This window comes from Hyphomicrobium sp., assembly GCF_041659645.1.
Classification (GTDB): Bacteria; Pseudomonadota; Alphaproteobacteria; order Rhizobiales; family Hyphomicrobiaceae; genus Hyphomicrobium_B.
In genome coordinates, this window is record NZ_JBAZXX010000001.1 from 889846 (window position 1) to 915850 (window position 26005).

A 26005-nucleotide genomic window follows, 5' to 3' on the forward strand; every position below is an offset into this window, starting at 1 on the left:
GTCGAGCCGGGTTGCCAAGATATTATTCATCTCGCAACACTAAAGCCGAAATCTTGAGTTTTTACGAGGTCTGGTGCGGCGCAGAGCGGGGAAGCGTGCTTTGCGGGGAAAACGCATTATGATCGGGGCGTACGCGTACGGGAGTCAGCATGGCGGCGGACGGACCATCGGGGGGTAGGGGCCGGGTTCGTGTCGGATTGGTCGTTGTCCACGGTGTGGGCGAGACCGAGCCCGGCTATTGCGTCAACGCGGTCCTCGATACGCTTGCCGCGACGAGACCCGGTTACAGCGTCTCTCCCGCCAACGAATACAACCGCATGCCGGAGCCGGAGGCTGGCAATCCGCCGCCGGTGTTTCCCGTCATTCGGCGGGGTGCCGCACATAACAGCGGTATCGAGATCGAGGCGGTCGAGCTGCATTGGGCGGATCTGACAGAAGGCCAGCCCGGACGAGTCAACACGCTGCTGCAGCTCTTTCGCGTCATCTTCGAATCTCATCACCTCGTCGACGCGATGCTCGACCGGTCGAAGGACGCGGTGTCGTGGATCCTGCGCAAACTGCTTTGGGTGGCAGGGTGGATCATTCGCGGCCCGAGCGCGGCGTTGACCATCGTGACGTCGGCGATCTGCGCGTTGTTCTTGTTCGAGCCGGTGACGGTGACGGCCGACGTCATGGACGTCAGATCGCAAGTCTTGCTCGTGACAGGCGCTATCTTCATCGGCGCGCTCTACGTCTTCTACCGGATTAGCCGACAGCAGGACTACTCGTGGTACGATACCGTATTCTGGCTGGCGCTCTCGGCACTCGCGGTGTTCGCGCTGACGTACAACAATTCGCTTCTTGGACTGCTGAAGCATATTCCCGATCTCAAGACTGGACCGGAGCGGCTGGCGGGCACGCAACTGCTCGACTGCCCGGCGGGGTCTACGGATGCCGCGTGCTACATCGACGGGCTCTATAAGGTCATCATTTGGGGCTGGCGGTTCTGGGGCGCGCTGATGCTGTTCGCGACCTTCTTGCTGGGCGTCGCCTACATCCGCGCGCGTGTCACCTACGATCGTTCGCGGCTCGGAACGCTGTCGACGAGCATCGCCATTCTGATCATGCAGTTCATGCTCTGGACGACGGTCGTCGTCAGCGTCATTTATCCGGTGCTGAACCGCGCGGAAGCGATCACCACGTTGCGGGAAGCTCAGCCGATCATCCAACGCGCGATCGACGCGCATCAGATCGATCCGGCCAGTCCGATCGCAAAGCTCGTTCAGGTTCCGAACATCGAGCTCGACTGGATAGGCCGCTTCAAGTTCATTTACGCTTCGGCTGCATTTACTATTTTGATGCTGATCCTTGCCGGTATGGTGCTGATCGGGATACGCCTGATGAAGGCTCGGCGCGGACTTCGCGATCTTGAGCAGACGGCGCGCAACATGCCGAGGATGCTGTTCAACCCCGTGCTCGTTGGGCTGATCATCCTATCGTACCTCGTCGTCTTCGCACTCGTCTTCGTGCAGCCCTATCTCGATAGCAATCAGGTGTTCGTGACGCTGAGGGGCTATATCCTGCCGGTCGCCGCGCTCGTGGCGTTGATCCTGCCGTTTTTCTTCGGACGGCGCGTCGCTAACGTGGTGCATTTTGCCCGCGATCTGATCGATCACCACTATCAGCCGAGGCAGGAGACTGCCGCGTACTTCATTCCGTCGGTGTTTCGGATGCGGTTACGGCGGCTGCGGCGCGAACGCATTCAGAACCGGCTCAATCTCGTTCTTGAACACTTCGTGCAGAACCAAGGCTACGATGGCGTCATCTTCCTGGCGCACAGCCAAGGCTCCGTCATCGTCTATGATTTTCTGCGCGATAACGGCCCGCATTATACCCGGCTTGGCGACGCGGCTCCCGCGCTGCTGACATTCGGCTCGCCGCTCGGCAGCGTCTATCAAAAGTATTTCCACGAATACGCAGCGTCGAAGACCGTTCCGCTCGGAATCGCGGCGCGGTTGAAATGTTGGATCAACCTCTATCGGGTGGACGATTACATCGGCGGGCGCATCTCGGCGCCGCCGGGATTGCGGGTCGATAATCACGTCATGGGCATGGGTGGCCATACGGGCTATTGGACGGAGCCGGATATCGCGGAGGCGCTCGACGCCATTCTGACGGGCAAGGTTGCGGACGCGACCAAGCCACCACCGCTACCGCCGCCGCCAATGACGCCATCGGCTCCCTATGCGGTTCGTGCTATGCGGAGAGCATGAGTGGACGAACGATTCGCATCATTGGTTTCGATCCGGGGCTGCGGCGCACGGGGTGGGGTGTCATCGAGAGCGATGGCGTCCGGCTCGTCTATGTCGCGTCGGGTGTGATCACGCCGCCCAAGGACGACGAACTCGCGTACCGTCTTTCGGCGCTGTTCGACGCGGTGACGGGTGTCATTCAAAGTTTCAGTCCATCGGAGGCGGCTGTCGAAGAGACGTTCGTCAACGAAAACCCCCGCTCGACGTTGAAGCTCGGGCAGGCGCGGGGCGCTATTTTGCTGGCGCCGGCGCGGCTCGGACTGCGGGTGGCGGAATATACGCCGAATCTAATCAAGAAGTCGGTGGTGGGCACGGGGCACGCGGAAAAGCAGCAGATCCAGGCGATGGTCGCGTTTCTGCTGCCGAAAGCGACGTTCGGATGCGCAGACGAAGCCGATGCGTTGGCAATTGCCATCACGCACGCGCATCATCGCGTCAGTCAACAACGGATGGCGGCATTCGCCTCGAAGGTCGCGGAAGCATGATCGGCAAGCTCAAGGGCAAAGTCGACGCGATCGGTGAGAGCCACCTCGTGATCGACGTCAACGGGGTCGGCTATGAGGTGCAGGCCTCGACGCGGACGCTGCGCAATTTGAAGCCCGGCGACGACGTGGCGCTGACGATCGACACGCACGTCCGCGAGGATGCGATCCGGCTTTTCGGGTTTCAGAGCGAATTTGAGCGGAGCTGGTTCCGAACGCTGCAGACGATCCAAGGCGTCGGCGCCAAGGTGGCTTTGAGCGTGCTCGGCGTGATGGCGCCGCAGGATCTCGCGAACGCGGTCGCGTTCGGAAACGCGGCGGCGGTCGAAGAAGCGCCGGGTGTCGGCAAGAAGCTCGCGCTGCGCATCGTCGCGGAATTGAAGGATAAGGCGGTCGGGCTTTCGCTCAGCGGGCACAACATTCCGGCAGGCGGTACGTTGGCCCGGGCGGCGACCGTTCCGCCATCGAGCTTGGCGTTCGCGGAAGCGCTCTCGGCCTTGACCAATCTCGGCTACAACCCGGCCCAGGCCAATGCGGCCGTATCCGTCGCCGCGCAGGAGCTCGGAGAGGCCGCCGATACGCCGGGTCTCATTAAGCGCAGCCTCAAGGAACTGGCGCGCTAGCGCTCGCCGGGCACTTTCGGGGCTCGGCTTTACTCAAATCGGAAACGCGCTTTTGCCAAACGAAAAGAACAAGCTCAGCAATGCGATGCGTGCGCTCTGGATGGTGCTCATCACGTCCTTAGCGGTGCCGTTCTTCGCGGGCTTCATCGTTGTAGCCCTGCGGCTTCTCGGCCCGGCGACGGACTTTCTGTTGCCGCCTCATGGCGCGGAGGCGATCGGGGAAGTGGGCGTTGACGCGTTTGTCTGGAGCGCGCTGCCCGCAACGGTCGCGGCGCTGGGCTTGACGCCATTCGTCCTGCAACATGGAACCTACGGTTGGCTTCACGCCGCGGTCGCGGGCGTTATTGCATTCATGGCAGGTGCGGTCATTTTTCCGTTTCCGGCCGCTGGGACGCTGCCGTTCCTGGCGTTTCTAGCCGGGCTCGTGGGAATTGGGATGCGGGCGCTTCTGATCGCGGGCGGTATTCTGCGCGAAGCGCCGGAAAACTGAGCTTTGTGTCGCGTTTGCACGGGGTGTTCCGGTTCCGACTCGACGACTAGACTTGACGACTCTGGCGAATAGCCTCACGAACAAACCATGACCGACAGGCTCGTCAGCGGTGCGCGAAAGGATGTGGACGCCTTCGAGGCGACGATCCGCCCGCAGTCGCTCGACGATTTCGTCGGGCAGGAGCAGGCGCGCGCCAATCTCAGGGTGTTCATCAAGGCGGCGCGGGGACGGGGCGATGCGCTCGATCACGTCCTCTTTGCCGGACCTCCGGGCCTCGGTAAGACGACGCTGGCGCAAATCCTATCGAAAGAACTCGGGGTCGGTTTTCGGGCGACGTCTGGGCCGGTGATCTCGAAGGCGGGCGACCTCGCGGCGCTGCTGACCAATCTGGAAGAGCGCGACGTGCTTTTCATCGACGAAATTCATCGACTCAATCCGGCGGTCGAAGAAATTCTCTACCCGGCGATGGAAGATTTTCAGCTCGATTTGATGATCGGGGAGGGGCCGGCCGCGCGCTCCGTTCGCATCGATCTGCCGAAATTTACGCTGGTCGGAGCTACAACGCGGGCGGGACTTCTGACCAATCCGCTCCGTGACCGGTTCGGAATTCCAGTGCGTCTCAATTTCTATTCTGTGGCTGAGCTTGAACTGGTGGTCGGGCGCGGGGCGCGGGTGCTCGGCGCGGCGATTTCGCCGGATGGGGCTCGTGAGATTGCCCGGCGGTCGCGCGGAACGCCGCGTATCGCGGGCCGTCTGCTCCGGCGCGTCCGCGATTTCGCAGCGGTCGATGGGGTTGTCATTATCAACGCGGAGGTCGCGGACCGGGCGTTGAAGATGCTCGAGGTCGATGCTGAGGGCCTCGATGCGCTCGACCACCGCTATCTCGGCTGCATCCTGAAGAATTACGAAGGCGGTCCGGTCGGGATCGAGACACTGGCGGCGGCGCTTTCGGAACCGCGTGATGCGCTGGAGGAAATTGTCGAGCCATTCTTGCTGCAGCAGGGGTTCATCGGCAGGACGCCACGCGGGCGAGTTTTGACGCTAAAAGCCTATCGCCATCTCGGCGTTAACGGTCCGGCACGGGGGGCGACGCCCGAACTCCCGATTTTCGAGGATGATGGGGAAGAGGCTTAACGCCGCTCCTCGTCCAAAATCTTAAAAAATTCATGGTTTGGACGGTATTCCTTAGCGATTGTGCGACCCGTGCATCGTATTCCTTGAACCAAGGACCTTGGCGTGATCAGCCGTCGCGATCTCTTGAAAGTCACGGGCATAGCGGGTGTCGGCTCGACGGCGCTTAGCGGATATGCCATCGCGGAAGCCTTGCAAGAGCAAGTCACCACTTACGCATTCAGGCCGCCGAATTGGACACCGGGCCTCAAGTTGCGCCTTGCGGTGCTCGCTGACTTACACGTCTGCGATCCGTGGATGTCGATCGAACGGCTCGAGGGCATCGTGGAGCAAACGAACGCGCTCAACGCCGATGCCGTTTTGCTGCTCGGTGATTTCGTCGTCGGCATGCGGCTCGGTACGTATTCCGGGCCTGTTCGCAACGATGCGTGGGCTGCGGTCCTCGCGAAACTCAAGGCGCCGCTGGGTGTGCATGCGGTTCTCGGCAATCATGACTGGTGGCAATCGGCGGAGGTTCAGCGGCGGCGCGCCGGTCCGGTTCCCGCTGCGGTGGCGCTCACCGCAGTCGGCATTCCGGTTTATGAGAATACAGCCGTGCGGCTTGAAAAGGATGGCCATGCCTTCTGGATCGCGGGTCTTGGCGATCAGTGGGCGTTCCGCAAGCGCAGCGACGAGCGCGACGAGGCTGCGAGTGCTGACTATACGGGCGTCGACGATCTGCCTGCGACGATGCGGCAAATCTCCGATGACGCGCCGGTCATTCTGATGGTGCATGAGCCGGATATATTTCCGCAGGTCTCCAAGCGCGTATCGCTGACATTGGCGGGACACACGCATGGCGGGCAGGTGCGTATCTTCGGCTACGCGCCGATCGTGCCGTCGATTTACGGATCGCGGTATGCGTATGGACATAAAATCGAGGACGGGCGGCATCTCATCGTTTCGGGCGGCCTCGGCTGTTCGTCGCTGCCGGTCCGGTTGGGATCTCCGCCTGAGATTGTCGTCGCCGATCTTGGCGGAGAGGACGGGGGCGAAGTTTGAGCATTGAGCAATGGCCGGATATCGCAGGCCGCATCATTCGCGATGCGGACGGCCAGCGGCATATTCTTCCGGTGCGGGTCTATTTTGAGGACACAGACGCGGGCGGCGTCGTCTATCACGCGTCGTATGTGCGGTTCGCCGAGCGTGGGCGCACGGATTTTCTGCGGCTGCTCGGAACCGATGCGCGCCGGCTGATCGACGGATCCGATAGCGGCGAGCCGGCGGCGTTTGTCGTCCGGCGCATGATGCTTGATTACGTCCGCCCCGGACGGATGGACGATCTTCTGGAAGTCGAAACGCGTGTCAGGGAGCTTGGCGGCGCGAGCGTGAGGCTCGATCAGACGATCAGCCGCGACGGCGAGCGGCTCGTATCGGCGGAGGTCGTTGTCGTTCTCGTCTCGATCTCGGGAAAACCTCTGCGCCTCAGCGCGGCCGTGCGCGAGGCGTTCGAAACGTATGCGGAAAGCGCAAAAAGCTCGTCCGTATAAAGGGATGGCGGCGTGATTGGCGCAGTGCCCCGGATTGCGTCCAGACGCCGATTGACATTCGCAACCCCAATCGTCATGGCTCCTCGGGAGGTCAACGCCTGTAATTTTCGTGGATAAACACACGGATGCGGCGTTGCCGTGGGCTGCACTAAGCCCTCGTTTGGTCATATTGGGCGGCAAAAGCTCTCAGCTTCAATGCGCAGGTGGCGGGGGCGCTGCTGGTCGGGGTGGACGCCATAACGCCGTCATATGCTTTCTTCATCGAGCCCGCGTCGGGCGCGTCTTGCTTTGCCGGGTGTGCGCTCGGCGCTTCTCACGTCATTGGCGGCGCGTGCCAATGCCGCCGAAATTTCAAGGCTCGTGCGGTTGCGCACGGGTATCGTAATTCTTCGACATGGATGGTGAAATGAACCCCGCGGATGTCGCCCAAAGCGCCGTTGCCCCGGTCGCCGCTGGCGGCCTTTCCTTCATCGAACTCTTCTTACACGCGAGCATCACGGTCCAGCTCATCATGTCCGGGCTCGGGCTTGCATCGATCTGGTCGTGGGCGATCATTTTCGAGAAGCTTCTAGCTTTCAGGCGCGCACGCGTCGAAAGCGATCGCTTCGAGCAGCTTTTCTGGTCGGGTCAGTCGCTCGACGAGCTGTATGCCAATCTTTCCCGCGGCCGCACGATCACGATGGCGGCTCTGTTCGTCGCCGCGATGCGCGAGTGGAAGCGATCGGTCGAGGGCAATATCCGGGCACTCGGCGGCATTCAGCTTCGCGTCGAGAAAGTCATGGATGTGACGATCAGCCGGGAGATGGAACGCCTGGATCGCCGTCTGTTGTTCCTTGCGACAGTGGGCTCGACAGCGCCGTTCGTCGGTCTTTTCGGCACCGTCTGGGGCATCATGACGAGCTTCCAATCGATCGCGGCTTCCAAGAATACGTCGCTGGCGGTGGTGGCCCCCGGCATCGCGGAAGCGCTTTTTGCTACGGCGCTCGGCCTGATGGCCGCTATTCCTGCCGTTATTTTCTACAACAAGTTCTCGGCGGATTCGGCTGCCATATCGCAGCGTCTCTACGCATTTTCGGATGAGTTTGCAGCGATCGTATCGCGGCAGATCGACGTGAGGGCTTGAGCCGATGGGTATGAGCGTTAATGCAGGTGGAGGCGGCGGTCGCCGACGCCGTGGCAAGCATGCGCCGATGAGCGAGATCAACGTCACGCCAATGGTCGACGTGATGCTCGTGCTGTTGATCATCTTCATGGTCGCCGCGCCGCTGCTGCAGACCGGCATCGACGTTAACCTGCCAGAGTCCAAGGGGCAGCAGATCGAGGCGCCGAAGAAAGATCCAGTGGCGGTCACGGTGAAGGCAAACGGCGACATCTTCATCGGCGATTCGCAGGTGCAGATGGCCGATCTGGCGACGAAGCTGAAGGCGATTTCGCAGAACGGATACGATGAGACGATCTTTGTTCGCGGCGACAAGGGCGTGAATTACGGGACGGTGATGGAAGTCATGAGCCGCATCAATCAGGGCGGCTTCAAGAAGCTGTCATTCGTTCTCAATGGGGAGAAGGGGGGCACTTAGCGACCGTTGTCACTAAAGGACGATACGTATGACGAACGAGGATGCGCGTCGGCCCGGAGAGATGCGGAGGTCGATGCCGACACATCGCACGAGCGGTTCGACGCCGCCTACGCGCATCCTGGTTCGCCCTGCGGGTAAGCGCCCTCGGATGGTCGGCTCGTCGCGGGACTTGTGCTTAGCGAACGCCAGTGACTGTGCCTCGTTCATGTCGAGTCGGCACTCGTATCGGCGATCAGATGTGCTGTCCTCTAGCGATTGTGGGTGCTGAACCGTGCCCTTCGGACTTGTTCTGTCCATTCTCTTTCACGCTTCGCTCCTCGGGTGGGCGCTTTTTTCCATGCATCATTCGTCGCCGCCGTTGTCGCCGGACACGCCGGCGATCTCGGCCGACATCATCACGCCTTCGGATTTTCTGCGGTTGAAGCAGGGCAGCGAGGACGCAAAGAAGCTCGATACGAAGGCGAACGACAAGCCAAAGCCCGACGACAGCAAGAACGATACGCCAAAGCCGGCCAACGCACCGCCACCTCCTCCGCCGCCCGCAGAGGAGCAGGTCGCTAAAACCGAGCCGCCGCCGGAGCCCTCGCCGCCCGAAGTTGCGGAACCTCCTCCTCCGCCGCCTCCACCACCGGAGGCGACAAAGCCTCCGCCAGATCCGATAGCGAAGAAGATCGAGGAGCCGCCTCCGGCGCCGCCGCCGCCCGAACCCGCGCCGGGTCCGACGCCTGACGAGAAGAAGCTTCTCGAACAGAAGCTTGAGGATGAGCGTCAGGCTGAGGAAGCGAAGAAAAAAGCTGACGAAGAAGCGAAGAAAAAGGCGGAAGACGACGCCAAGAAGAAGGCTGAGGATGACGCCAAGAAGAAAGCTCTAGCGGATGCGAAGAAGAAGGCCGCGGATGAAGCGAAACGCAAGAAAGCCGCGGAGCTAAAGAAGAAAAAGCAGGAAGAAGCCAAGAAGAAAGCCGAGGCGGCCAAGAAGCAATTCGATCCGAGCAAGATCGCGTCGCTGCTCGATAAATCGCCGGACGATGCGCCTCCGAAGGCCTTGCTCGACAAGGACAAGCGGAAGAAGGGGCAGCAGGCTTCCGGATCGAAATCCGATGCTTTCGATACCGGCAAGGAAGCCGGCACGGCGACGGGCACCGATACCGTGCTTTCGGCGCGCGAGCAGGATTTGCTCAAGGGGATGCTGAAGTCCCAGCTCAACGGTTGCTGGCGGCCTCCAGGAACCGGGGGCGGGGATGAAGTGCCTGTGGTCGTGCTTCACTGGGAACTCAATCCGGATGGGACGCTCTCGGGCGAACCGCGTGTGGAGTCGTCTCCGAACACGGCGGCGGGACAAGTTTATGCCGAGGCGGCGCTTCGAGCCGTTAGAACGTGCGCGCCTTTCCACTTGCCAGCCGATAAGTATGAAAGTGGCTGGAAGTACATCGACTGGACTTTCGATCCGCGACAAATGTTGTAAACGCCTAAAAGTTGCTTCAATCGACCGCGAAGCGAAATGACCGCCTCAATTCCGGATTTGCCGCAGTGACGCATGAGAGAGCCTTCATGATCTTGAAAGTCCGCCTGAAACGGCTGTTTTACGTTGCGACCGTCATCGCCGCCGGCATCTGGTTCGTCCCAGGTCTTGCTACGCCTGCTCTGGCGCAGCTCAAGGGTACGCAGACCGAAGGCACGATCGCACCGATCCCGATCGCGATCCCGACGTTCCTCGGTGACGACCAGCAACTCGCGCAGCAGATTTCGGGGGTCGTCGAGGCGGATCTCGAACGCTCCGGTTTGTTTCGACCGCTCGATCACGCGTCGTTTCTGGAACAGGTGAGAGACGTCAACGCGGCTCCGCGTTTCGGCGACTGGCGATCCATCCAGGCCGATGCCCTCGTGGTCGGCCGCGTCGTCAACGGTGGCGACGGCCGGGTCGGCGCCGAGTTCCGGGTCTGGGACGTAGCGGGTGGAAAGCAGCTCACGGGGCAGCGGTTTTCGACGGCCGCGCGCAACTGGCGTCGTATCGGGCATATGATCGCCGACAGCGTCTACGAACGTCTGACGGGTGAAAAAGGATACTTCGACACGCGGGTCGTCTTCGTTGATGAAACCGGACCGAAAGAGCACCGCATCAAGCGGTTGGCGATCATGGATCAGGACGGCGCCAACGTTCGTCTGCTGACGCAGGGTAACGAGCTGGTGCTGACGCCGCGCTTCTCGCCGACGAACCAGGAAATCACCTACATGTCCTACGGGGCGGACCAGCCCAAGGTTTTCATCATGAACCTTGAGACGGGGAAGCGGGAGCTCGTTGGTGATTTTCCGAATATGACCTTCGCACCGCGATTCTCTCCCGACGGGCAAAAGGTGATCATGAGCCTCGGCGCGCCGGATGGCGGCGCAAGCATATACGAGATGGATCTCCGTTCGCGGCAACCGCGCCGCCTGACGCAATCGAACGGCATCGATACGAGCCCGAGTTATGCTCCCGACGGCAGCCAAATCGTGTTCGAGAGCGATCGTGGCGGCCGGCAGCAGCTCTGGGTCATGAACTCCGACGGTTCGAACCAGCATCCGATCTCACAGGGCGACGGCAGCTATTCCACCCCCGTCTGGTCGCCGCGTGGCGACTACATCGCCTTTACCAAGCAGGCCGGCGGTCAGTTCATCATCGGGGTCATGAAGCCGGATGGTTCGGGCGAGCGGACGCTGACTGAGGGTTTCCATAATGAGGGGCCGACGTGGGCGCCTAACGGGCGGGTGCTGATGTTCTTCCGGGATCTCAGCAATGGCGAGGAGGGTGGAGCGCGAATCTACTCGGTCGACATCACCGGGTATAACGAGCGCAAAGTTGAGACGCCGTCGTTCGCTTCAGACCCTGCTTGGTCGCCGCTTCTGAATTAACACCGCGTTTACAAATTGGCTGCCCAAGTTATTAACGGTGGCGTGCAGCAGGTTGAAAAAGATGCGCAGAAACAATGGTTTGTGCATCTTAACGATAGCGGCAAAAGTGTTGACTTTTCCCCACTAGCGCCCGTTGCATTTTCGCACCTATAGGTTTGGAAAACTTGGGAATTGTCGCCTCAGTTCTTGATCGGAGAGCGCCCTCCCGGTACCCCAGAGTACGGCTTTTGCCGGAATCGTATCAGGAGATATGACCATGCAGGGTGTGAAGGGGCTGATCCTTTTGTCAGCAGTAGTTGCGGCTGTTGCTCTCGGCGCTTGCCGTCGTGAAGCAGAACATACGCCGCTGAAGCTTGGCGGCCCGGTCGCCAGCGACTCGGTTGCTCGCTAATTTAGCGGGTAATTAAGAACTTTTAGGAGACTACATATGAAAAGCGCAATCGTTCTCGCTACCGTTTTAGTTGCTGTTGCTCTCGGCGCTTGCCGTCGTGAAGCAGAACATACGCCGCTGAAACTTGGCGGGCCCGTCGCTTCGGAGCAGGTTGCGCACTAAGCGCACCCTGCCTTCCTAGTACTGCGTTTTTCATCCTAATCTTCAAGACCGAGTTGTCGGCAGTTATCTGTCACCAGCTCGGTCTTGAGTCTTTTTAAGGGGTCTTCACGGCTCGGCGCCTTCGTCCCCGTGCTGAGGGAAGATCTCGATTCTCTGATCAAGTTGTTCTTTCGTTGGGCCCGATGAATTCTGGGAAAAACGTAGAGAAAAGTGCTCGTAATTCAAATTAGTCGCACACACACCTTGACGCCCGATGGTAATAGTTCCGGGCGAGGCGAGTAGCGGGGTGCCCAAGCATCCGACTTTTTAGTGGGGAAATTGGGGGCTGACGCTGCGGAAATGGCCATATTTTTGGCCGAACGCTCGGCTATCTGCGCAAGAGATAAACCATTTCTCTTAGCGGACGATACGCGGTGCGACTCGCGCGAGAGACGAGATCGATACGAAGGGGATTTACGAAATGATGGCCACGTTCGCGCGGAGCATGGGTCTGCGCCTTGCCGCCGTTTCGATTCTTGCCGCGACGCTCGGTGCGTGTGCCAACAAGGACATGCAGCCCGACTCGTTGAGCAGCAAGTACGGCAACGCTACGCCTGGATCACAGCGCGACTTCACCCAGAATGTCGGCGATATCGTCTATTTCTCGACCGACTCGGTCGACCTGACGCCGGAAGCGGAACAGACGCTGGTGAAGCAGTCGCAATGGCTGCAGCAGTATCCGCAATACACGATCACGGTCGAAGGTCACGCCGACGAACGCGGCACCCGTGAATACAACATCGCGCTCGGTGCTCGCCGCGCATCGACGGTGCGCAACTATCTTTCGCAGCATGGCATCAACGGCGCTCGCATCCGCACGATCTCGTACGGCAAAGAGCGCCCGGTCGCGGTGTGCAACGACATCTCGTGCTGGTCGCAGAATCGCCGCGCGCAGACGGTGCTCAACAGCGGCGGCGTGGTCAGCCAGCGCTGATCGGAGCCAGAGAGTTGCCGGGTTCGAGCGAAGTGTGGCTCAATTCGGCAACATCTTAGCAAAGCTTTTGCGTTGTTTTGATTCAGCAAAGTTTGGCCCAATTGGACTCGCATAACGGCACCGCTCTCTTCTTTGTAGCGGCGCCCCTATTCAATGCTGAAATTGCGGACTTCATTTTTTGTAGCCGGTGTCGTGTGCTGCGTCATGGGCCTCATGAGCGTGCTGTCAGTGCGTGTCGGCGCACAGGACATCGATGACGACGGCATAACGGCCGGAGAACTCCTCGAAGATGGTTTGGACGCTCTCTCCGACCATGCCGATCAATCGGGCCGTCGTCTGCTCGAGCGAGTCGTCAGCGAATTTCCCAGCACAGCGGCGGCGCTACGGGCGAAGCGCGCACTCGTGGCGCTCGACAGGGGCGAACCCGATCCCGAATATAGCGCCCAGCTCAAGGCTGACGAAGCCGAAAAGACCACCGAATACCGCCATGCCTTTCTCGTCGATGCGGGGGATCGCGTTTTTTTCGCGGAGAATAGCGCCGCGATCGGTGGCAGGGCGCGGAGCATCATCGAGCAACAGGCGCGTTGGCTGAAGGCTCGTCCCGATCTTTCCGTCATGGTGATCGGACGTGCCGATGGGGAAGGCGACTGGAAGGCCGCACGCGAACTATCGTTGCTTCGGGCGCAGGCCGTCAGAGATCGTCTCGTGAGCGCGGGACTCGCGCAAAATCGCATCGAGATCAAGGCTGCAGGGGATCAGGACCGGATCGCGACGTGTGGGAGTTCGATGTGCGAAGCGCAGAATAGAAACGCCGAGGTCCTCCTCAATTACTGGCATGCGTATGGAGATTCGCAGCGCGGTACGCAGCCGCTGGGGTTGTCGAAGCCGACTGCTGGCATCTCGAACAGCCAGTTGCCCGATTCGTCCGACCAGATTTCGCAGTAATTGTCTTAGGCGGGTTGAACGAGACCTGCGACCCGGCGTAGGTGGAGGTGCGGGGGCGCCTGGAGTAGGGTTCCGAGGTCGCGAGGCGGATGATGACGATCATGGCTTTGGCGATTTGACGTTTCAACGAATCCGAGGAGCAGAGCCGGGCATGGCCAAGCTTGCGCAGATCTACAGAGGCGGCTTTGGGGTAGTCCAGGCGGTTGTGCTGGTGCTCGCGCTGGCTGCGGCTCCCATCAATGCACAGGCCGCCGATGTGCGGCAGCCCAAAGCCAGCGCTGCAGCCGAAACGCCGGATGCCGGCCTCAAATCCCGGGTCGAGGCTCTTGAAGAGCAACTCGTCGATATGCAGGTCGTCGTCGGGACCTTGGAATCGCTCGCTAAGAACGGAGGGGGTGGAGCGGCCGCACCGTTCCCGTCAGCCGGGAGCGGCGCCGACACCGCGCGAATCGATAGTCTCGAAACGCAGGTGCGTGCGCTTTCCTCACAAGTGCAGCAGCTGTCCGACCAGATTCGCAGCCTGGGCGGGACGCCACGCCGATCGGATATTCCGAGCGGAGCGGATACCGCGTCTCTCGGCAGCGGCAGCGGCAACGGCACGCCACAGGCCGATTCCGCTCCTATCGGAGGTTTCGGGTCGACGACCGTTTCGTCCGGGAACGGCGGACACGATGCCATTGGCGGCTTCCTCGACAACGATGGCAAGCAGGGGCAGGCTACCGGAGGAGAATCCCCGCCTGCCGCCGTGTCGACTGCGGCATTGCCGGCCGCGAGCGAGACGAGCGGCGATCCCAAGCAGGCCTACGAGACGGCCTACGGCTATCTGCTGCAGCGGGATTACGGCTCCGCGGAAACGTCCTTTACAGACTTCCTGACAAAATTTCCGAACGACTCGCTTTCGGGCAATGCCCAGTACTGGCTGGGCGAGACCTACTTCGTGCGCGGTCAGTACAAAGCGGCGGCGGGGGCGTTTCTCAAGGGCTACCAAACATATGGACAGAGCGGGAAAGCTGCCGACAGTCTGCTGAAGCTTGCGATGTCTCTGGACAGGCTCGGCCAGAAGGATGCAGCTTGCTCGTCATTCGCGGAGCTTGGTACGAAATTTCCGACCGCTCCGCAGAACGTGAAGGCCCGCGCGCAAAGCGAGCGCCAACGGGTCGGATGTCAGTAAACCGAAGCCGTCGGCTGGGTTGAGCTTAGCCGCCGAACCTTTAAGCCCGTGAGCCCCGTGAGTAGAGACCCACAGTTGCCGATTACGGATGTCGAGGCCGACGCTGCCTTCGCCGGGCTCGCGCGCTTCGATCATGTGGTTCTTGCGGTATCCGGCGGCCCGGACAGCGTGGCGCTGATGGTTCTCGCCGCAGAATGGCGGGAGCGTGTCGCGCATTCCACGACGGCTTTAGCGGTGGCGACGGTCGATCATGGCCTTCGCGCCGAGTCGCGTAGGGAAGCCGAGCATGTGGCGGCGGAGGCGAAGCGCCTCGGCTTATCGCATAGCATTCTGACTTGGGATGGCGCGAAGCCACGTACAGGATTGCCGCTGGCTGCGCGCGAGGCACGCTATCGACTGCTCGAAGATCACGCGCGTTCGTTTGGGACGGGGCATTTCGCAATCGTCACGGCGCATCACCTTGATGACCAAGCCGAGACGTTGGCGATGCGGCTCGCGCGGGGGGCAGGGATCGACGGACTTTCCGGGATGCGGAGCGAGCGGCCGTTGCATGACAGCTCTCCGTTCACGCTCGTGCGGCCGCTTCTTGCGGTCGGGAAAGCACGCCTGATCGCGACACTCGCGGCGCGCGGGATTGCGTATACCGATGATCCGAGCAATGGCGACCAGCGTTTCGAGCGGGCTCGGGTACGATCGCTTCTACCTCAACTCGCGGCCGGAGGATTGACGCCCGAGGCTCTCGCGACGTCGGCGCGGCGCCTCAACGACGCCCGCACGGCGTTGGTCTATGCGGAGGATCGCTTCGTGGCATCGCTCGAACTTTCCTTCGGCAACGAAGTCTTCGCGAGGTTCGATCGCCGGGCGTTCGACGACGGCCCCGTGTTCCTGCGCCAGAAAGTCATCTCACGCCTCATCGGGCGTTACGGCGGGGCAAGCCCGGCGCCGCAACTTTCCGAGGTCGAGGACTTGGTGGCGCGGATGCAACGCGAAAATGCAGCAACTGTCACACTCGGTGGGGCGATGATCTCGTGCGGGTCGCGATTCATTCGCGTCTGGCGCGAAGCCGGGCGGCTCGATCATGCGGAGATTTCGCTCATTCCTGGAGAGGCTCAGGTCTGGGACCGGCGCTTCGTGCTGCGTGTGACTGGGGATTGGTTCGGTCGGGCGCAATCAGGAGCTGTGACCATCAAGCCCTTGGGCGAAAAGGGTTATGCGGCGATCATGTCGCGGTTGGCGCCGTCACGACGGCCGCCAACGCGGGCCGCCCGGGCGCTCCCATCTTTTTGGGCAGGGGAAACCTTCATTGCGGCCCCTTCTCTCGCCCCATTTGCGCTCTTCAATCTGCCGCCGCTCGATCCGGTTGGATGCGAACTCAATCCCTTGGCATTCTCTTCCACATGTTAAGGATTAGGTCGTATTTTCTCACGCAAGGATTGGTAAACGCGCGAACTTGTGCGCCGGTACGCCGGCACCTATGTTAGCGTCTAGCTTTGGGGGCAGCAGTGCCACCGGGAACGCGCCGTTTTGGTGCCGATGGCACCATCAAGGAAAAAAATGAATCCGAATTATCAAAAACTTGCGATCTGGGCGGCGTTGTTCGTCCTGCTGCTTGCGCTGTACAATCTCGTCAGCAATCCGAGTACGACCCGCCGGACCAACGAAATTCAATATTCTGAATTTCTTGATGCCGTCGATAAGGGTAACGTAACGGAAGCCGTGATTGCAGGTAATCGCATTACGGGGACGAGACGGGATGCGACGGCGGGCGACGCCTCGTTCTCGACCTACGCTCCGGAAGACCCCAACCTCGTGACACGCTTGCGCGAGAAGGGTGTGAAATTCAAAGCGCGACCCTCCGAGGATGAAGTGCAGTCGATCACAAGCATTCTTCTGAGCTGGTTCCCGATGCTGCTGCTCATCGGCGTGTGGATCTTCTTCATGCGTCAGATGCAGTCCGGTTCGGGCCGAGCGATGGGCTTCGGCAAGTCGCGCGCAAAGCTCCTGACGGAACGGCATGGCCGCGTCACGTTCGAAGACGTGGCGGGTGTCGACGAAGCCAAAGCCGATCTTGAAGAGATCGTCGAGTTTCTGCGCGATCCGCAGAAGTTCCAGCGGCTTGGCGGACGCATTCCGCGCGGTTGTCTGCTCGTCGGGCCTCCGGGCACCGGTAAAACGCTGATCGCGCGCGCCGTGGCTGGCGAAGCGAATGTGCCGTTCTTCACGATCTCGGGCTCCGACTTCGTCGAGATGTTCGTCGGCGTCGGCGCGAGCCGAGTGCGCGACATGTTCGAACAGGCGAAGAAGAACGCGCCGTGCATCATCTTCATCGACGAAATCGACGCCGTCGGTCGCCATCGTGGCGCCGGTCTCGGCGGTGGCAACGACGAGCGCGAACAGACGCTCAACCAGTTGCTCGTCGAAATGGACGGCTTCGAAGCCAACGAAGGCATCATCATCATCGCGGCGACCAACCGTCCAGATGTACTTGATCCGGCGTTGCTGCGTCCCGGTCGTTTTGATCGCCAGATCATGGTGCCCAATCCGGACGTTCTCGGCCGTGAGCGGATCTTGCGCGTTCATATGAAGAAAGTGCCGCTGGCACCGGATGTCGATCCGAAGGTGATCGCGCGCGGTACGCCGGGCTTTTCCGGTGCCGATCTCGCGAACCTCGTCAACGAGGCGGCTTTGCTTGCCGCGCGCCGCAACAAGCGGCTCGTGACCCAGGCCGAGTTCGAAGACTCCAAGGACAAGGTCATGATGGGCGCCGAGCGCAAGACCATGGCCATGACCGAGGAAGAAAAATTCGCGACCGCATACCACGAAGCGGGCCATGCCATCGTCAATCTCGTCGTGCCGGGCAACGATCCGCTACATAAGGTGACGATCATCCCGCGTGGCCGCGCCCTTGGCGTGACCATGAGTTTGCCCGAGCGCGACCGCCTCAGCTATTCCAAGCAGTGGTGCGAGGGCAAGATCGCGATGGCGTTCGGCGGACGTGTCGCCGAGCAGATTATCTACGGTCGCGAGCATTTGAATACGGGCGCGTCGAGCGACATCAGCCAGGCGACGAACATCGCCAAGAAGATGGTGACGGAGTGGGGCATGAGCGACAAGCTCGGCCCGCTGCTCTATTCGGAAAACCAGCAGGAAGTGTTCCTCGGCCATTCGATCACGCAACAGCAGAACATGAGCGAGGAAACCGCCAAGCTCATCGACGAGGAAACGCGGCGGATCGTAACGACCGGTCAGGGTATTGCCTGGGAAGTTCTGACGAAGCACAAGGGCGAACTTGAGCTCATGGCGCAGGCGCTGATGGAATATGAGACGCTCACTGGCGATGAATGCCAGGCGATCATGCGTGGCGAGAAGGTTTCGCGTCCGACCGACGATGACGGTTCGAAAGGTCCGGCCGGTTCGGCTGTTCCTTCCGCTGGCCGGCAGCCGCCGCGTCCGCGTAGCGAACCGACCGCCGGTATCGACATCGGACCTGAACCTCAGCCGCAGTAAGCCTTTTTCGCGAACTAGGGACATGATGGATGGCTAAGTTCGAAGGCACCAAGGGCAGCAGTTCTCCGAAGACTGGAAGAGTTGGACGAGATGCTTCTTCGGGTAAATTTGTCGAGCAGGCCAGCAAATGGGCATCTGCTAACTCCGTGACGCGTGACGCCGCGCGTGCAAAACTCCACGAGCTCGGGATTCATGATAATCGAGGCAAATTAGGCAAGGATTACAAGTGAAGTGCATCGATTGTCTGCGTCGTTTGTCTTGGGCTATCACGGCTGTCCCAAGAACACGGCGGAAGCACTTCTAGCTGGCGAACCTTTCAAGCCAAGCGATAATTCCTATGACTGGCTCGGCCCCGGAATTTATTTCTGGCAGTCTAATCCTGGCAGAGCATTGTCTTTTGTGAATGAGAAGAAAGAGCGGGCGAAGGCGGGGTGGCAGGGCGCGGCTGTCGGTGTGGTGATCGATATGGGCTTGTGCCTTGATCTCACCACTGAAGCGGGAGTCGGCGAACTCAGATCGGCTCAGGAAGCTCTTTCCGAGATTATTCAAAAATCAGGTGGGCAATATCCGGCCAACGAGGCTGGACGCCCGAAGCTTGATTGCGCCGTTATAAGCGTCTTACACGATATTCGAAAGAGCAGCGGACTGCCGCCAATCGATACAGTGCTCGGCATTTTTTTCGAGGGTGAGCCGATTTATCCAAATTCATATTTTTACGAAAAGTCTCACGTGCAGATTTGTGTTTGCAATCCTGCGCAAATCAAAGGGGTGTTTCGAGTCTCTCAGGGTGCAACGCAGTCGTGAAACGTTCGATCTATCTGCAGCCGACAGCACTCTTCTGGGACCGCAGCGAGCGCCGCGCCATCGACGAGGCGGATGTTCCCGAGTGGAAGGGGCTGCCGTTGGCCGGAGGCCGTCTGTCGTTTGCGGCGCTCGATGTGCTGACGCGCGGCTCGCCCGGCACGAAGCGGCGAACCGTGGTGTTGGGCGATGCCTTCAGTGGCGATTGGGGACGGGAAGCTCTTGCCGCCGCCGATATTCTGCAGGAACTTTCCGAACCGCGCGCACGCCTCGCGGGTTTGTCGCTCGACCGGCCGCGCATCATGGGCATCGTCAATGTGACGCCCGACAGCTTTTCGGACGGCGGCGAGTTTGCTTCGACGCGCGACGCTGTCGAGCATGGCTTACGCCTCGTCGAGCAAGGCGCCGACATTCTCGACATCGGCGGCGAAAGCACGCGGCCGCAAGCGGACAAGGTCGGGCTTGAAGAGGAGCTTCGGCGCGTCATTCCGGTGATTGAAGGGCTGCGCGCGAAGACCGATGCGGTGATTTCAGTCGATACGCGGAAGGCCGAGGTGATGCGGCGGGCCGCGGCGGCTGGCGCCGACATTCTGAATGACGTCTCGGCATTCACGCATGAGCCGGAGACGCTCGAAGTTGCGGCGGAGACCGGATTGCCGGTCGTGGTGATGCACGCGCAGGGCGATCCGAAAACGATGAACGACAATCCGCAGTATGACGATGTCGTGCTCGACGTGTTCGACTATCTCGAAGGCCGCATCCAGGCGTGCATCGCGGCGGGCATTCCGAAGGCGAAGATCGTCGCCGATCCGGGGATCGGGTTCGGCAAGCATCTTCATCACAACGTGGCGGTGATGGCGGGGCTGTCTCTCTATCACGGTCTCGGCGTGCCGATCCTTCTGGGTGCGAGCCGCAAGAAGATGATCGGCCAACTTTGCAACGTCGACGGTGCGAAGGATCGTGTGCCGGGCTCGCTCGCCTGCGCGATCGCGGGCGTTGGCGCCGGCGTGCAGATCGTCCGCGCCCACGATGTCGCGGAGACGAAGCAAGCGATCGAAGTCTGGCGCGCCTGCACGGCAGGCACGGAAAAGGGGCTCGATTAACGGGCTTTCTCGTCGGCGTTAGATCCTTCCAAAAATCGGAAGGGTGTCTGCCGGGATCGCGGGGTGCCACCCCTCTGCGAGATGCATTACTTCGTGGGTCCTGGACCAGGATGCCGAGAGGAAATGCCAATGCCGATGAAGCTTTACGATCTGGATGTCTCGGGAAACTGTTACAAGGTGCGCCTTTTGTGCGCTCTGTTGAGTGTTCCCGTTAAGCTCGTGCCTGTCGACTTTATGTCCGGCGCTCACAAGCGGAGCCCAATCGTCGATCTCAACGTCTTCGGGCAGTTGCCGGTCCTGAAAGATGGCGACTTCATCTTGCGCGATAGTCAGGCGATCCTCGTTTACATCGCCCGGAAGTGGGGCGGTGAGGCGTGGCTACCGACGGATGCGGCGTCACTCGGCCTCGTCACGCAATGGCTGATGGTCGCGGAAAACGAGATCGCGCGCGGCCCGGGCGATGCGCGGTTGCACGACAAATTCGGAAATAAGCTCGATATCGCCGAGGCGCGTCAGAAGGCCAAGCGCATCCTGACGATCATGGACGAGCATCTCTCGGCGCGCGAATGGCTGGTCCTCGACCGGCCGACAATCGCCGACATCGCCTGCATGCCCTACATCGCGCTTGGATGGGAAGGCGGGGTGACGCTTGAACCTTATCCGGCTGTCGCGGCTTGGATCGAACGTATCAGGAAACTTCCGAATTTCGTCGGGATGCCGGGTCTGTAAAAGGAGCACGCCATGACTGGAGTAGCGTCTGACATTGCATTCACGCCGGCGGTCAAAGCCGAGCAGGCCCGCCGTGGCTCGCGTCCGCAGTATGAGCGCATGGAACGAGTTCATGGCTGGCCGACAACGGTCACGGCGGATCTTGCCGCGACCCTCTCGGAAACAAAGTCGTTCTACCTCGCGACGGCCAGCGCCGATGGGCAGCCGTACATTCAGCATCGCGGCGGCTCAGCAGGTTTCTTGAAAATTCTCGACGAGAAGACGCTGGCCTTCGCGGATTTCGGCGGCAACAAGCAATACGTCACCGTTGGCAATCTCGCGGAAAATCCGAAGGCGTACATCTTCATCATGGACTACGTGCACCAGCGCCGCGCCAAGCTATGGGGCACGGCAAAGGTCATCGAGGGCGACGACGAGTTGTTATCGACCCTGAGCGATCCGAGTTATCGCGGGCGGCCGGAGCGGGCGATCGTGTTCACGCTTGAGGCTTGGGACAGGAATTGCCCGCAGCATATTCCGCGCATGTTGCCGTTCGATGAGGTCAAGGACGCGATCGGCCGCTTGCAATCGCACATCGCGGAGCTCGAAGCGGAGAACGCGCAGTTAAGGAGCAGCGTCAAATCGGAGGCGCACTGATCAGCGCACGCTGGCGTTTGTCAGCCGCAACGCGGCGTAGAGGGCGAGGATTGCGCAGAGAATAGCGGCTGCAATAGCTGGAGCGCGCCAATCCGAACTTGCTAGGCGCGTGACGAGAAGTCCGCTGCAGACCACGATACCGGCGATCGGCATGACGATCGGAATTTCGAAGCGGCCATGCGTTTCGCCGGGACGGCGCTTGAGAACGACGAGCGAGGCGTTCACCGCAATGAAAATCGCGAGAAGCAGCAGAACGGTCGCGGCGGCGAGGTCGGCGATCTGTCCGGCAACGACGAGAAGCAAAAGCAGTCCGAGCAGCATGGCGATGGCGATGTGCGGCGTTTGTCGTGTCGCATGAACGCGCCCGATGAATTTCGGCAGCAAGCCTTGTCCCGACATGCCGTAAATCAAGCGTGAGGCCGTAACGTAATTGACGAGGGCAGTATTGGCGACGGAGAAGAGCGCGATGAGCGTCATCAATTCGGCCGGGATGTTCGGCGCGCTTTTCTGAATGACGGCGGTGAGCGGGCTCGGCGCGGCGGCAAGTTCCTGCCAAGGCACGACCGACACGGCCGTAATGGAAACGGCGACATAGAGGACGGCGGCCGCCAGCGTGGCGATGATCAGTCCGCGTGGGATCGTGTGTTCGGGATCGCGACATTCCTCGGCGACATTGACCGCGTCCTCGAAGCCGATGAAGGCGAAGAACGCCAATACCGAGGCTTGCAGCACGACAACCGCGAGGCCGACGTCAGCGCGCGCGGGGGGAATTTCGAAGTAATCGACTGTTCCCCAGTACGACAGACCCGAGGCGATGACGAGCAACAGGCCCGAAACCTCCATCAACGTGCAGACGACGTTGACCCACATGCTTTCACGGATGCCGCGGAAGACAATGCCGGAAAGAATGAGGAGGAAGCCCATTGCAATAATGGCGGGCGAGGAAGCTTCCCAGCCGGCGAGATCGGCAACGATGGCGGCGAAAATTTTTGACTGCGTCGCAACCGACGTCAGCCCGGACGCGACGAGGGCCAGGCCAATCGTGAAACTCAGAATCGGAAGGCCGAAGGCGCGATCCGTAACGTAGGCCGCGCCACCCGCGCGTGGATAGCGGGAGCCCAGCGACGCATAGGAGAGGGACGTCAGCAGGGCCGCGACCAGGGCCACTAGAAACGACAGCCAGACGGCGGATCCGGCTTCGCCCGCGGCCTTGCCGATGAGACCGTAGATGCCGGAACCAACCATGCTTCCCAGAGCATAGAGTGCGAGTTGGGTCGTGCCGATGGAGCGGCGGAGATGCGGGGTTCCTTTGCTTGCCGTATCAGCTACCAACATGCTTCTCCGGCTTTGAGGATCGCAGCGATCAGCTCGCTGCGGCTTTGCGATCCGCGAGACGTCGCTCAACACCCACGACGATGGCCTTGCGGATATCGTCGGTCCGCTTCAGCGAAGCGTCAACAGGCACATGCTGCGCTTCGGCGAAGGCGCGAAGGTGTTCCGCCGACTTGATGTCCTTCAAGCGCAGCATCAGACCGTCGCGGCCATGCTTGGCGAGGGCGACGAGAGCGGAGAAAAGATAGGGATTGAAGTTCTCCGCGCGGTCATGGCGTTCCTGAACTTCAATAGGGCTCTTGATCTCGGGAGCGGGCGCGGCGACCGGCGCTTCTGGGCTATCGGCCGGGACTTCCCGGACGAGCATCCGATTGACGGCCTTCGTCAGCGCAGCCGCGAGCTTTTCGGCGGTTTCGGCGTCGACCGCCGTTTCGCGCCGAATGTGGGCGCGAAAAAACGCGAGCATCTCGTCGCCGGGCCAGAGCTGTTTGCCTTTGCTCATGATCGAGGTCTTCTCGCCTCAGCGGTTAAGAAACTGCGACTTTTGCTTTCTTCTTCGCAGCGACGGTTTCGACCAGCCGCGCGATCTCCAGGTGGAGTTCTTTTACGTCGCCCGCGGCGTCGGAATATTTGACGTCAATCGGGCGAAGCTGACCGATGTAGTCGAAAGCGTTGGCGATGCCGTTGCGTTGCGGCAGGAAGGTCTCAAGAACCGGATGAACGAGGCTGATTTCCTCGATCATCATATAGTCCCGATCATCGTTGCGCACGTAATTCGCGAGGCAGACATAGCGGCGGTCTTCGGGAGCCATTTCCGCGAGGTCGTCGAGGTTGCGCATGTCTTCGATCAACATGGCGACACGGTCGACGGCAAGCTGCGAGACATAGTCCGGCCGGAAGGGAACGATGACCTTGTCGGCGGTCTTCAATGCGGCCAGCGCGGCGAACGAGAGACCGGGGGCGCAATCGAGGATGACGACGTCATAGTCGCCTTCGAAGCGGCGGATGAGGCTTTCCATGCGGCCGCGAACGCGGTTCGCGACGACTTCCGGCACGTTGCTCTGGTTCGCCTGCTTCAGATAAAGCTCGCCCTGGATATCCTCAAGCAGGAGAGATCCCGGCACCAGCGAGATCGGGGCTGGCTTGCCGTTGGCGGCAGCAACATCGCCGACGTTCTTCGCTACGTAGTCGCGGGCGTCGGCCGGAATGCCGTCGAAGAGATCATAGAAGTAGTCGGCGATCGTCTTGCCCGCCTTGCGCGCCTCGTTCCAGCCTTGGCCGCCCATTAGGATCAGCGATGCGTTGCATTGGGAGTCGAGATCGATCAGCAGGACGCGCTTGCCGCCGAAAACGGCAAGACCGTGCGCGAGCATCACTGCGACCGTGGATTTGCCGACGCCGCCCTTGCGGTTCGCCACCGCCAGAAACACTGCCATAATTGCGTTACCTCTCAGATCGCGCACGCCAAACCGTCTGCCCTCTGCGGTGCGCTCAACATCAATAGCCGACCTATGGGCCGATTCCATGTCGCTTCGCCACCCCGCGCGTGGATGCCCGACGGGTGGGGCCTTATTAGCGCTGTTTGCAACCCGTAGTGGAATTCCGTGCAAAATTCCGCTTCATTCAACCATGGGGATGGAATGCGGATGCGGGCTCGGGCATCTATGATGGCGAGGGGACGAGTGGTGTATTGGCGCGTCGCAACACGCGTTTCATCAATATTTCGGATTAGCGCATTCAGGCCCTAGGTTTGAATTCGAGCATTCCGGCTGCACGGGAGGATACCATGGTACGGCGCTATTTCGGGACGGACGGAATTCGCGGTCTCGCCAATCGTCATCCGATGACGTCGGAAATCGCGTTGAAGATCGGTATGGCGGCGGGAACCGTTTTTCGATCGGGCGCGCATCGCCATCGCGTCGTCATCGGCAAGGATACGCGCCTCTCGGGCTATATGCTGGAAGCGGCGCTGATGTCGGGCTTCACTGCCGTCGGCATGGACGTGTTTCTGCTTGGGCCGATGCCGACACCCGCGGTCGCCATGCTGACGCGGTCACTGCGTGCGGATCTCGGCGTGATGCTGTCGGCATCGCATAACCCGTCGCATGACAACGGCATCAAGCTGTTCGATCCGGACGGCTACAAGCTTTCCGACGACATGGAGAAGGAGATCGAGGAGCTGATCGAGGCGGACGGCGCCACGCTGCTCGTCGATGCCGACCGGATCGGCCGTGCGACGCGTGTCGAGAGCGCGCAAGAGAGGTACATCGAATTCGCGAAGCGGACGATGCCGAAGCAACTGAGGCTCGCCGGGTTGAGGATCGTCATCGATTGCGCGCATGGCGCTGCCTATAAAGTGGCACCCGAAGCGCTGTGGGAGATGGGCGCGGAAGTCATCAAGATCGGAGTCGAGCCGAACGGTCTCAACATCAACCTGAACTGCGGCTCGACATCGCCGCAAGCGCTCGTCGATAAGGTCAAGGAGATGCGCGCCGACATCGGGATCGCGCTCGATGGCGACGCCGACCGGGTCGTGATCGTCGATGAAAAGGGCGATCTCGTCGACGGCGATCAGCTGATGGCGGTGATCGCGGAGAGCTGGCACCGAACCGGAAAGCTTACAGCCGGCGGGATCGTCGCGACCGTGATGAGCAACCTGGGCCTCGAGCGTTATCTGAGGTCCATCGGATTGACGTTGGCACGCACGCCTGTCGGCGACCGGTACGTGACCGAGCACATGCGCAAGCACGGGTTCAACGTCGGCGGCGAGCAATCGGGGCATATCGTGCTTTCGGATTTTACGACGACGGGCGACGGACTTGTTTCGGCATTGCAAATTCTCGCGTGCGTGGTCGCGACGGGGAAGACCGTCTCGGAGGTCTGCAATCGTTTCCGGCCGCTGCCGCAGATCCTGCAGAACGTGCGCTATGCCAGCGGTCAGCCGCTTGAAGATACACGCGTCGTCAAGGCGATCGAGGGCGCGAAAGCTCGGCTCGGCGAAAACGGCCGTCTTGTTATCCGGCCCTCGGGAACTGAGCCTGTTATCCGCGTCATGGCCGAGGGCGATGACGAGAAGATCGTATCGAGCATCGTCGGCGATATCGTCGATGCCGTGCGGTCGGCCGCCGCTGCAGCTTAGCGGCAACCGGCGGGGCTCGACGCGCGCACTTTGATGATTGGCTAGATCACGGCCTGCGCCGGGATGACGGTGAGGCTATAATAATCCGCGAACGTTGTAAT

Annotated in this window: 26 protein-coding genes; 23 read left to right on the forward strand and 3 right to left on the reverse strand. The window is 60.9% G+C overall.

The window, feature by feature from the left end:
• Positions 1 to 149 precede the first annotated feature (149 nt).
• The 22 genes from WC811_RS04150 to WC811_RS04255 all read left to right on the forward strand — a co-directional run bounded on the left by WC811_RS04150 (position 150) and on the right by WC811_RS04255 (position 21433).
• On the forward strand, positions 150 to 2252 hold the full coding sequence (locus WC811_RS04150; RefSeq protein WP_372641267.1) for a hypothetical protein: 2103 nt from the start codon (positions 150 to 152) through the stop codon (positions 2250 to 2252).
• The gene (ruvC, locus tag WC811_RS04155) at positions 2249 to 2776 is read left to right on the forward strand and encodes a crossover junction endodeoxyribonuclease RuvC (protein ID WP_372641269.1); all 528 of its coding nucleotides are present in this window, start codon (positions 2249 to 2251) and stop codon (positions 2774 to 2776) included. Before WC811_RS04150 ends, ruvC begins: the two co-directional genes overlap by 4 nt.
• Positions 2773 to 3396, forward strand: a complete 624-nt coding sequence (gene ruvA / locus WC811_RS04160; RefSeq protein WP_372641271.1) for a Holliday junction branch migration protein RuvA — start codon at positions 2773 to 2775, stop codon at positions 3394 to 3396. Before ruvC ends, ruvA begins: the two co-directional genes overlap by 4 nt.
• 52 nt (positions 3397 to 3448) lie before the next feature.
• On the forward strand, positions 3449 to 3886 hold the full coding sequence (locus tag WC811_RS04165) for a hypothetical protein (RefSeq protein WP_372641273.1): 438 nt from the start codon (positions 3449 to 3451) through the stop codon (positions 3884 to 3886).
• A gap of 87 nt (positions 3887 to 3973) precedes the next feature.
• Positions 3974 to 5020, forward strand: a complete 1047-nt coding sequence (gene ruvB / locus WC811_RS04170) for a Holliday junction branch migration DNA helicase RuvB (protein ID WP_372641275.1) — start codon at positions 3974 to 3976, stop codon at positions 5018 to 5020.
• Positions 5021 to 5122: 102 nt separating this feature from the next.
• On the forward strand, positions 5123 to 6058 hold the full coding sequence (locus tag WC811_RS04175; protein WP_372641277.1) for a metallophosphoesterase: 936 nt from the start codon (positions 5123 to 5125) through the stop codon (positions 6056 to 6058).
• A complete protein-coding gene (locus WC811_RS04180; RefSeq protein WP_372641279.1) occupies positions 6055 to 6546 on the forward strand; it encodes a YbgC/FadM family acyl-CoA thioesterase in 492 nt (163 codons plus the stop codon). The genes WC811_RS04175 and WC811_RS04180 overlap by 4 nt, the downstream gene beginning before the upstream one ends.
• Positions 6547 to 6952: 406 nt before the next feature.
• Positions 6953 to 7669 carry a protein TolQ gene (gene tolQ / locus WC811_RS04185; protein WP_372641281.1) on the forward strand — a complete coding sequence of 239 codons (717 nt, stop codon included), beginning with the start codon at positions 6953 to 6955 and terminating at the stop codon, positions 7667 to 7669.
• Between the two features lie 4 nt (positions 7670 to 7673).
• Entirely contained in the window at positions 7674 to 8123 is a 450-nt protein-coding gene (gene tolR / locus WC811_RS04190; protein WP_372641283.1) for a protein TolR, read from the forward strand.
• Between the two features lie 271 nt (positions 8124 to 8394).
• On the forward strand, positions 8395 to 9588 hold the full coding sequence (gene tolA / locus WC811_RS04195; protein WP_372641285.1) for a cell envelope integrity protein TolA: 1194 nt from the start codon (positions 8395 to 8397) through the stop codon (positions 9586 to 9588).
• 86 nt (positions 9589 to 9674) lie between these two features.
• A complete protein-coding gene (gene tolB / locus WC811_RS04200; RefSeq protein WP_372641287.1) occupies positions 9675 to 11015 on the forward strand; it encodes a Tol-Pal system beta propeller repeat protein TolB in 1341 nt (446 codons plus the stop codon).
• 256 nt (positions 11016 to 11271) lie between these two features.
• Entirely contained in the window at positions 11272 to 11406 is a 135-nt protein-coding gene (locus WC811_RS04205; RefSeq protein ID WP_372641289.1) for a hypothetical protein, read from the forward strand.
• Positions 11407 to 12028: 622 nt separating this feature from the next.
• The gene (pal, locus tag WC811_RS04210) at positions 12029 to 12541 is read left to right on the forward strand and encodes a peptidoglycan-associated lipoprotein Pal (RefSeq protein ID WP_372641291.1); all 513 of its coding nucleotides are present in this window, start codon (positions 12029 to 12031) and stop codon (positions 12539 to 12541) included.
• A gap of 153 nt (positions 12542 to 12694) precedes the next feature.
• Positions 12695 to 13486 carry an OmpA family protein gene (locus WC811_RS04215; RefSeq protein WP_372641293.1) on the forward strand — a complete coding sequence of 264 codons (792 nt, stop codon included), beginning with the start codon at positions 12695 to 12697 and terminating at the stop codon, positions 13484 to 13486.
• A gap of 151 nt (positions 13487 to 13637) precedes the next feature.
• Positions 13638 to 14657, forward strand: a complete 1020-nt coding sequence (gene ybgF, locus WC811_RS04220) for a tol-pal system protein YbgF (protein ID WP_372641295.1) — start codon at positions 13638 to 13640, stop codon at positions 14655 to 14657.
• A 57-nt stretch (positions 14658 to 14714) separates the two neighbouring features.
• On the forward strand, positions 14715 to 16061 hold the full coding sequence (gene tilS / locus WC811_RS04225; RefSeq protein WP_372641297.1) for a tRNA lysidine(34) synthetase TilS: 1347 nt from the start codon (positions 14715 to 14717) through the stop codon (positions 16059 to 16061).
• 150 nt (positions 16062 to 16211) lie between these two features.
• Positions 16212 to 18164, forward strand: a complete 1953-nt coding sequence (ftsH, locus tag WC811_RS04230; protein ID WP_372641299.1) for an ATP-dependent zinc metalloprotease FtsH — start codon at positions 16212 to 16214, stop codon at positions 18162 to 18164.
• 29 nt (positions 18165 to 18193) lie between these two features.
• The gene (locus WC811_RS04235; protein WP_372641301.1) at positions 18194 to 18394 is read left to right on the forward strand and encodes a hypothetical protein; all 201 of its coding nucleotides are present in this window, start codon (positions 18194 to 18196) and stop codon (positions 18392 to 18394) included.
• 1 nt (position 18395) lies between these two features.
• Positions 18396 to 18968, forward strand: coding sequence for a hypothetical protein (locus tag WC811_RS04240; protein WP_372641303.1), 573 nt, complete (start codon positions 18396 to 18398; stop codon positions 18966 to 18968).
• Positions 18965 to 20068, forward strand: coding sequence for a dihydropteroate synthase (gene folP / locus WC811_RS04245; RefSeq protein ID WP_372641305.1), 1104 nt, complete (start codon positions 18965 to 18967; stop codon positions 20066 to 20068). Before WC811_RS04240 ends, folP begins: the two co-directional genes overlap by 4 nt.
• A 129-nt stretch (positions 20069 to 20197) precedes the next feature.
• Positions 20198 to 20797, forward strand: coding sequence for a glutathione S-transferase family protein (locus WC811_RS04250; protein ID WP_372641307.1), 600 nt, complete (start codon positions 20198 to 20200; stop codon positions 20795 to 20797).
• Positions 20798 to 20809: 12 nt separating this feature from the next.
• Positions 20810 to 21433, forward strand: a complete 624-nt coding sequence (locus WC811_RS04255; protein ID WP_372641309.1) for a pyridoxamine 5'-phosphate oxidase family protein — start codon at positions 20810 to 20812, stop codon at positions 21431 to 21433.
• Here the strand turns inward: WC811_RS04255 and WC811_RS04260 are convergent, their stop codons facing one another.
• Genes WC811_RS04260 through WC811_RS04270 form a run of 3 tightly spaced genes read right to left on the reverse strand, consistent with a single transcriptional unit; the run spans position 21434 to position 24201 of the window.
• Entirely contained in the window at positions 21434 to 22768 is a 1335-nt protein-coding gene (locus WC811_RS04260; RefSeq protein ID WP_372641311.1) for an APC family permease, read from the reverse strand.
• A 28-nt stretch (positions 22769 to 22796) separates the two neighbouring features.
• Complete coding sequence (locus WC811_RS04265) at positions 22797 to 23267, reverse strand: hypothetical protein (protein ID WP_372641313.1); 471 nt, start codon at positions 23265 to 23267, stop codon at positions 22797 to 22799.
• Between the two features lie 25 nt (positions 23268 to 23292).
• On the reverse strand, positions 23293 to 24201 hold the full coding sequence (locus tag WC811_RS04270; RefSeq protein WP_372641315.1) for a ParA family protein: 909 nt from the start codon (positions 24199 to 24201) through the stop codon (positions 23293 to 23295).
• 350 nt (positions 24202 to 24551) lie between these two features.
• Here WC811_RS04270 and glmM point away from each other — a divergent pair, with 350 nt between their 5' ends.
• Entirely contained in the window at positions 24552 to 25904 is a 1353-nt protein-coding gene (gene glmM, locus WC811_RS04275; RefSeq protein ID WP_372641317.1) for a phosphoglucosamine mutase, read from the forward strand.
• The last annotated feature ends 101 nt before the right edge of the window (positions 25905 to 26005 follow it).

Excerpts from the sequence above, each read along its gene's own strand:
- WC811_RS04150 (WP_372641267.1), top strand. The coding sequence starts at position 150 with ATGGCGGCGGACGGACCATCGGGGGGTAGGGGCCGGGTTCGTGTCGGA.
- ruvC (WP_372641269.1), top strand. The coding sequence starts at position 2,249 with ATGAGTGGACGAACGATTCGCATCATTGGTTTCGATCCGGGGCTGCGG.
- ruvA (WP_372641271.1), top strand. The coding sequence starts at position 2,773 with ATGATCGGCAAGCTCAAGGGCAAAGTCGACGCGATCGGTGAGAGCCAC.
- ruvB (WP_372641275.1), top strand. The coding sequence starts at position 3,974 with ATGACCGACAGGCTCGTCAGCGGTGCGCGAAAGGATGTGGACGCCTTC.
- tolQ (WP_372641281.1), top strand. The coding sequence starts at position 6,953 with ATGAACCCCGCGGATGTCGCCCAAAGCGCCGTTGCCCCGGTCGCCGCT.
- tolR (WP_372641283.1), top strand. The coding sequence starts at position 7,674 with ATGGGTATGAGCGTTAATGCAGGTGGAGGCGGCGGTCGCCGACGCCGT.
- tolB (WP_372641287.1), top strand. The coding sequence starts at position 9,675 with ATGATCTTGAAAGTCCGCCTGAAACGGCTGTTTTACGTTGCGACCGTC.
- WC811_RS04205 (WP_372641289.1), top strand. The coding sequence starts at position 11,272 with ATGCAGGGTGTGAAGGGGCTGATCCTTTTGTCAGCAGTAGTTGCGGCT.
- pal (WP_372641291.1), top strand. The coding sequence starts at position 12,029 with ATGATGGCCACGTTCGCGCGGAGCATGGGTCTGCGCCTTGCCGCCGTT.
- WC811_RS04215 (WP_372641293.1), top strand. The coding sequence starts at position 12,695 with ATGCTGAAATTGCGGACTTCATTTTTTGTAGCCGGTGTCGTGTGCTGC.
- ybgF (WP_372641295.1), top strand. The coding sequence starts at position 13,638 with ATGGCCAAGCTTGCGCAGATCTACAGAGGCGGCTTTGGGGTAGTCCAG.
- ftsH (WP_372641299.1), top strand. The coding sequence starts at position 16,212 with ATGAATCCGAATTATCAAAAACTTGCGATCTGGGCGGCGTTGTTCGTC.
- WC811_RS04235 (WP_372641301.1), top strand. The coding sequence starts at position 18,194 with ATGGCTAAGTTCGAAGGCACCAAGGGCAGCAGTTCTCCGAAGACTGGA.
- WC811_RS04250 (WP_372641307.1), top strand. The coding sequence starts at position 20,198 with ATGCCGATGAAGCTTTACGATCTGGATGTCTCGGGAAACTGTTACAAG.
- WC811_RS04255 (WP_372641309.1), top strand. The coding sequence starts at position 20,810 with ATGACTGGAGTAGCGTCTGACATTGCATTCACGCCGGCGGTCAAAGCC.
- WC811_RS04260 (WP_372641311.1), bottom strand. The coding sequence starts at position 22,768 with ATGTTGGTAGCTGATACGGCAAGCAAAGGAACCCCGCATCTCCGCCGC.
- WC811_RS04265 (WP_372641313.1), bottom strand. The coding sequence starts at position 23,267 with ATGAGCAAAGGCAAACAGCTCTGGCCCGGCGACGAGATGCTCGCGTTT.
- WC811_RS04270 (WP_372641315.1), bottom strand. The coding sequence starts at position 24,201 with ATGGCAGTGTTTCTGGCGGTGGCGAACCGCAAGGGCGGCGTCGGCAAA.
- glmM (WP_372641317.1), top strand. The coding sequence starts at position 24,552 with ATGGTACGGCGCTATTTCGGGACGGACGGAATTCGCGGTCTCGCCAAT.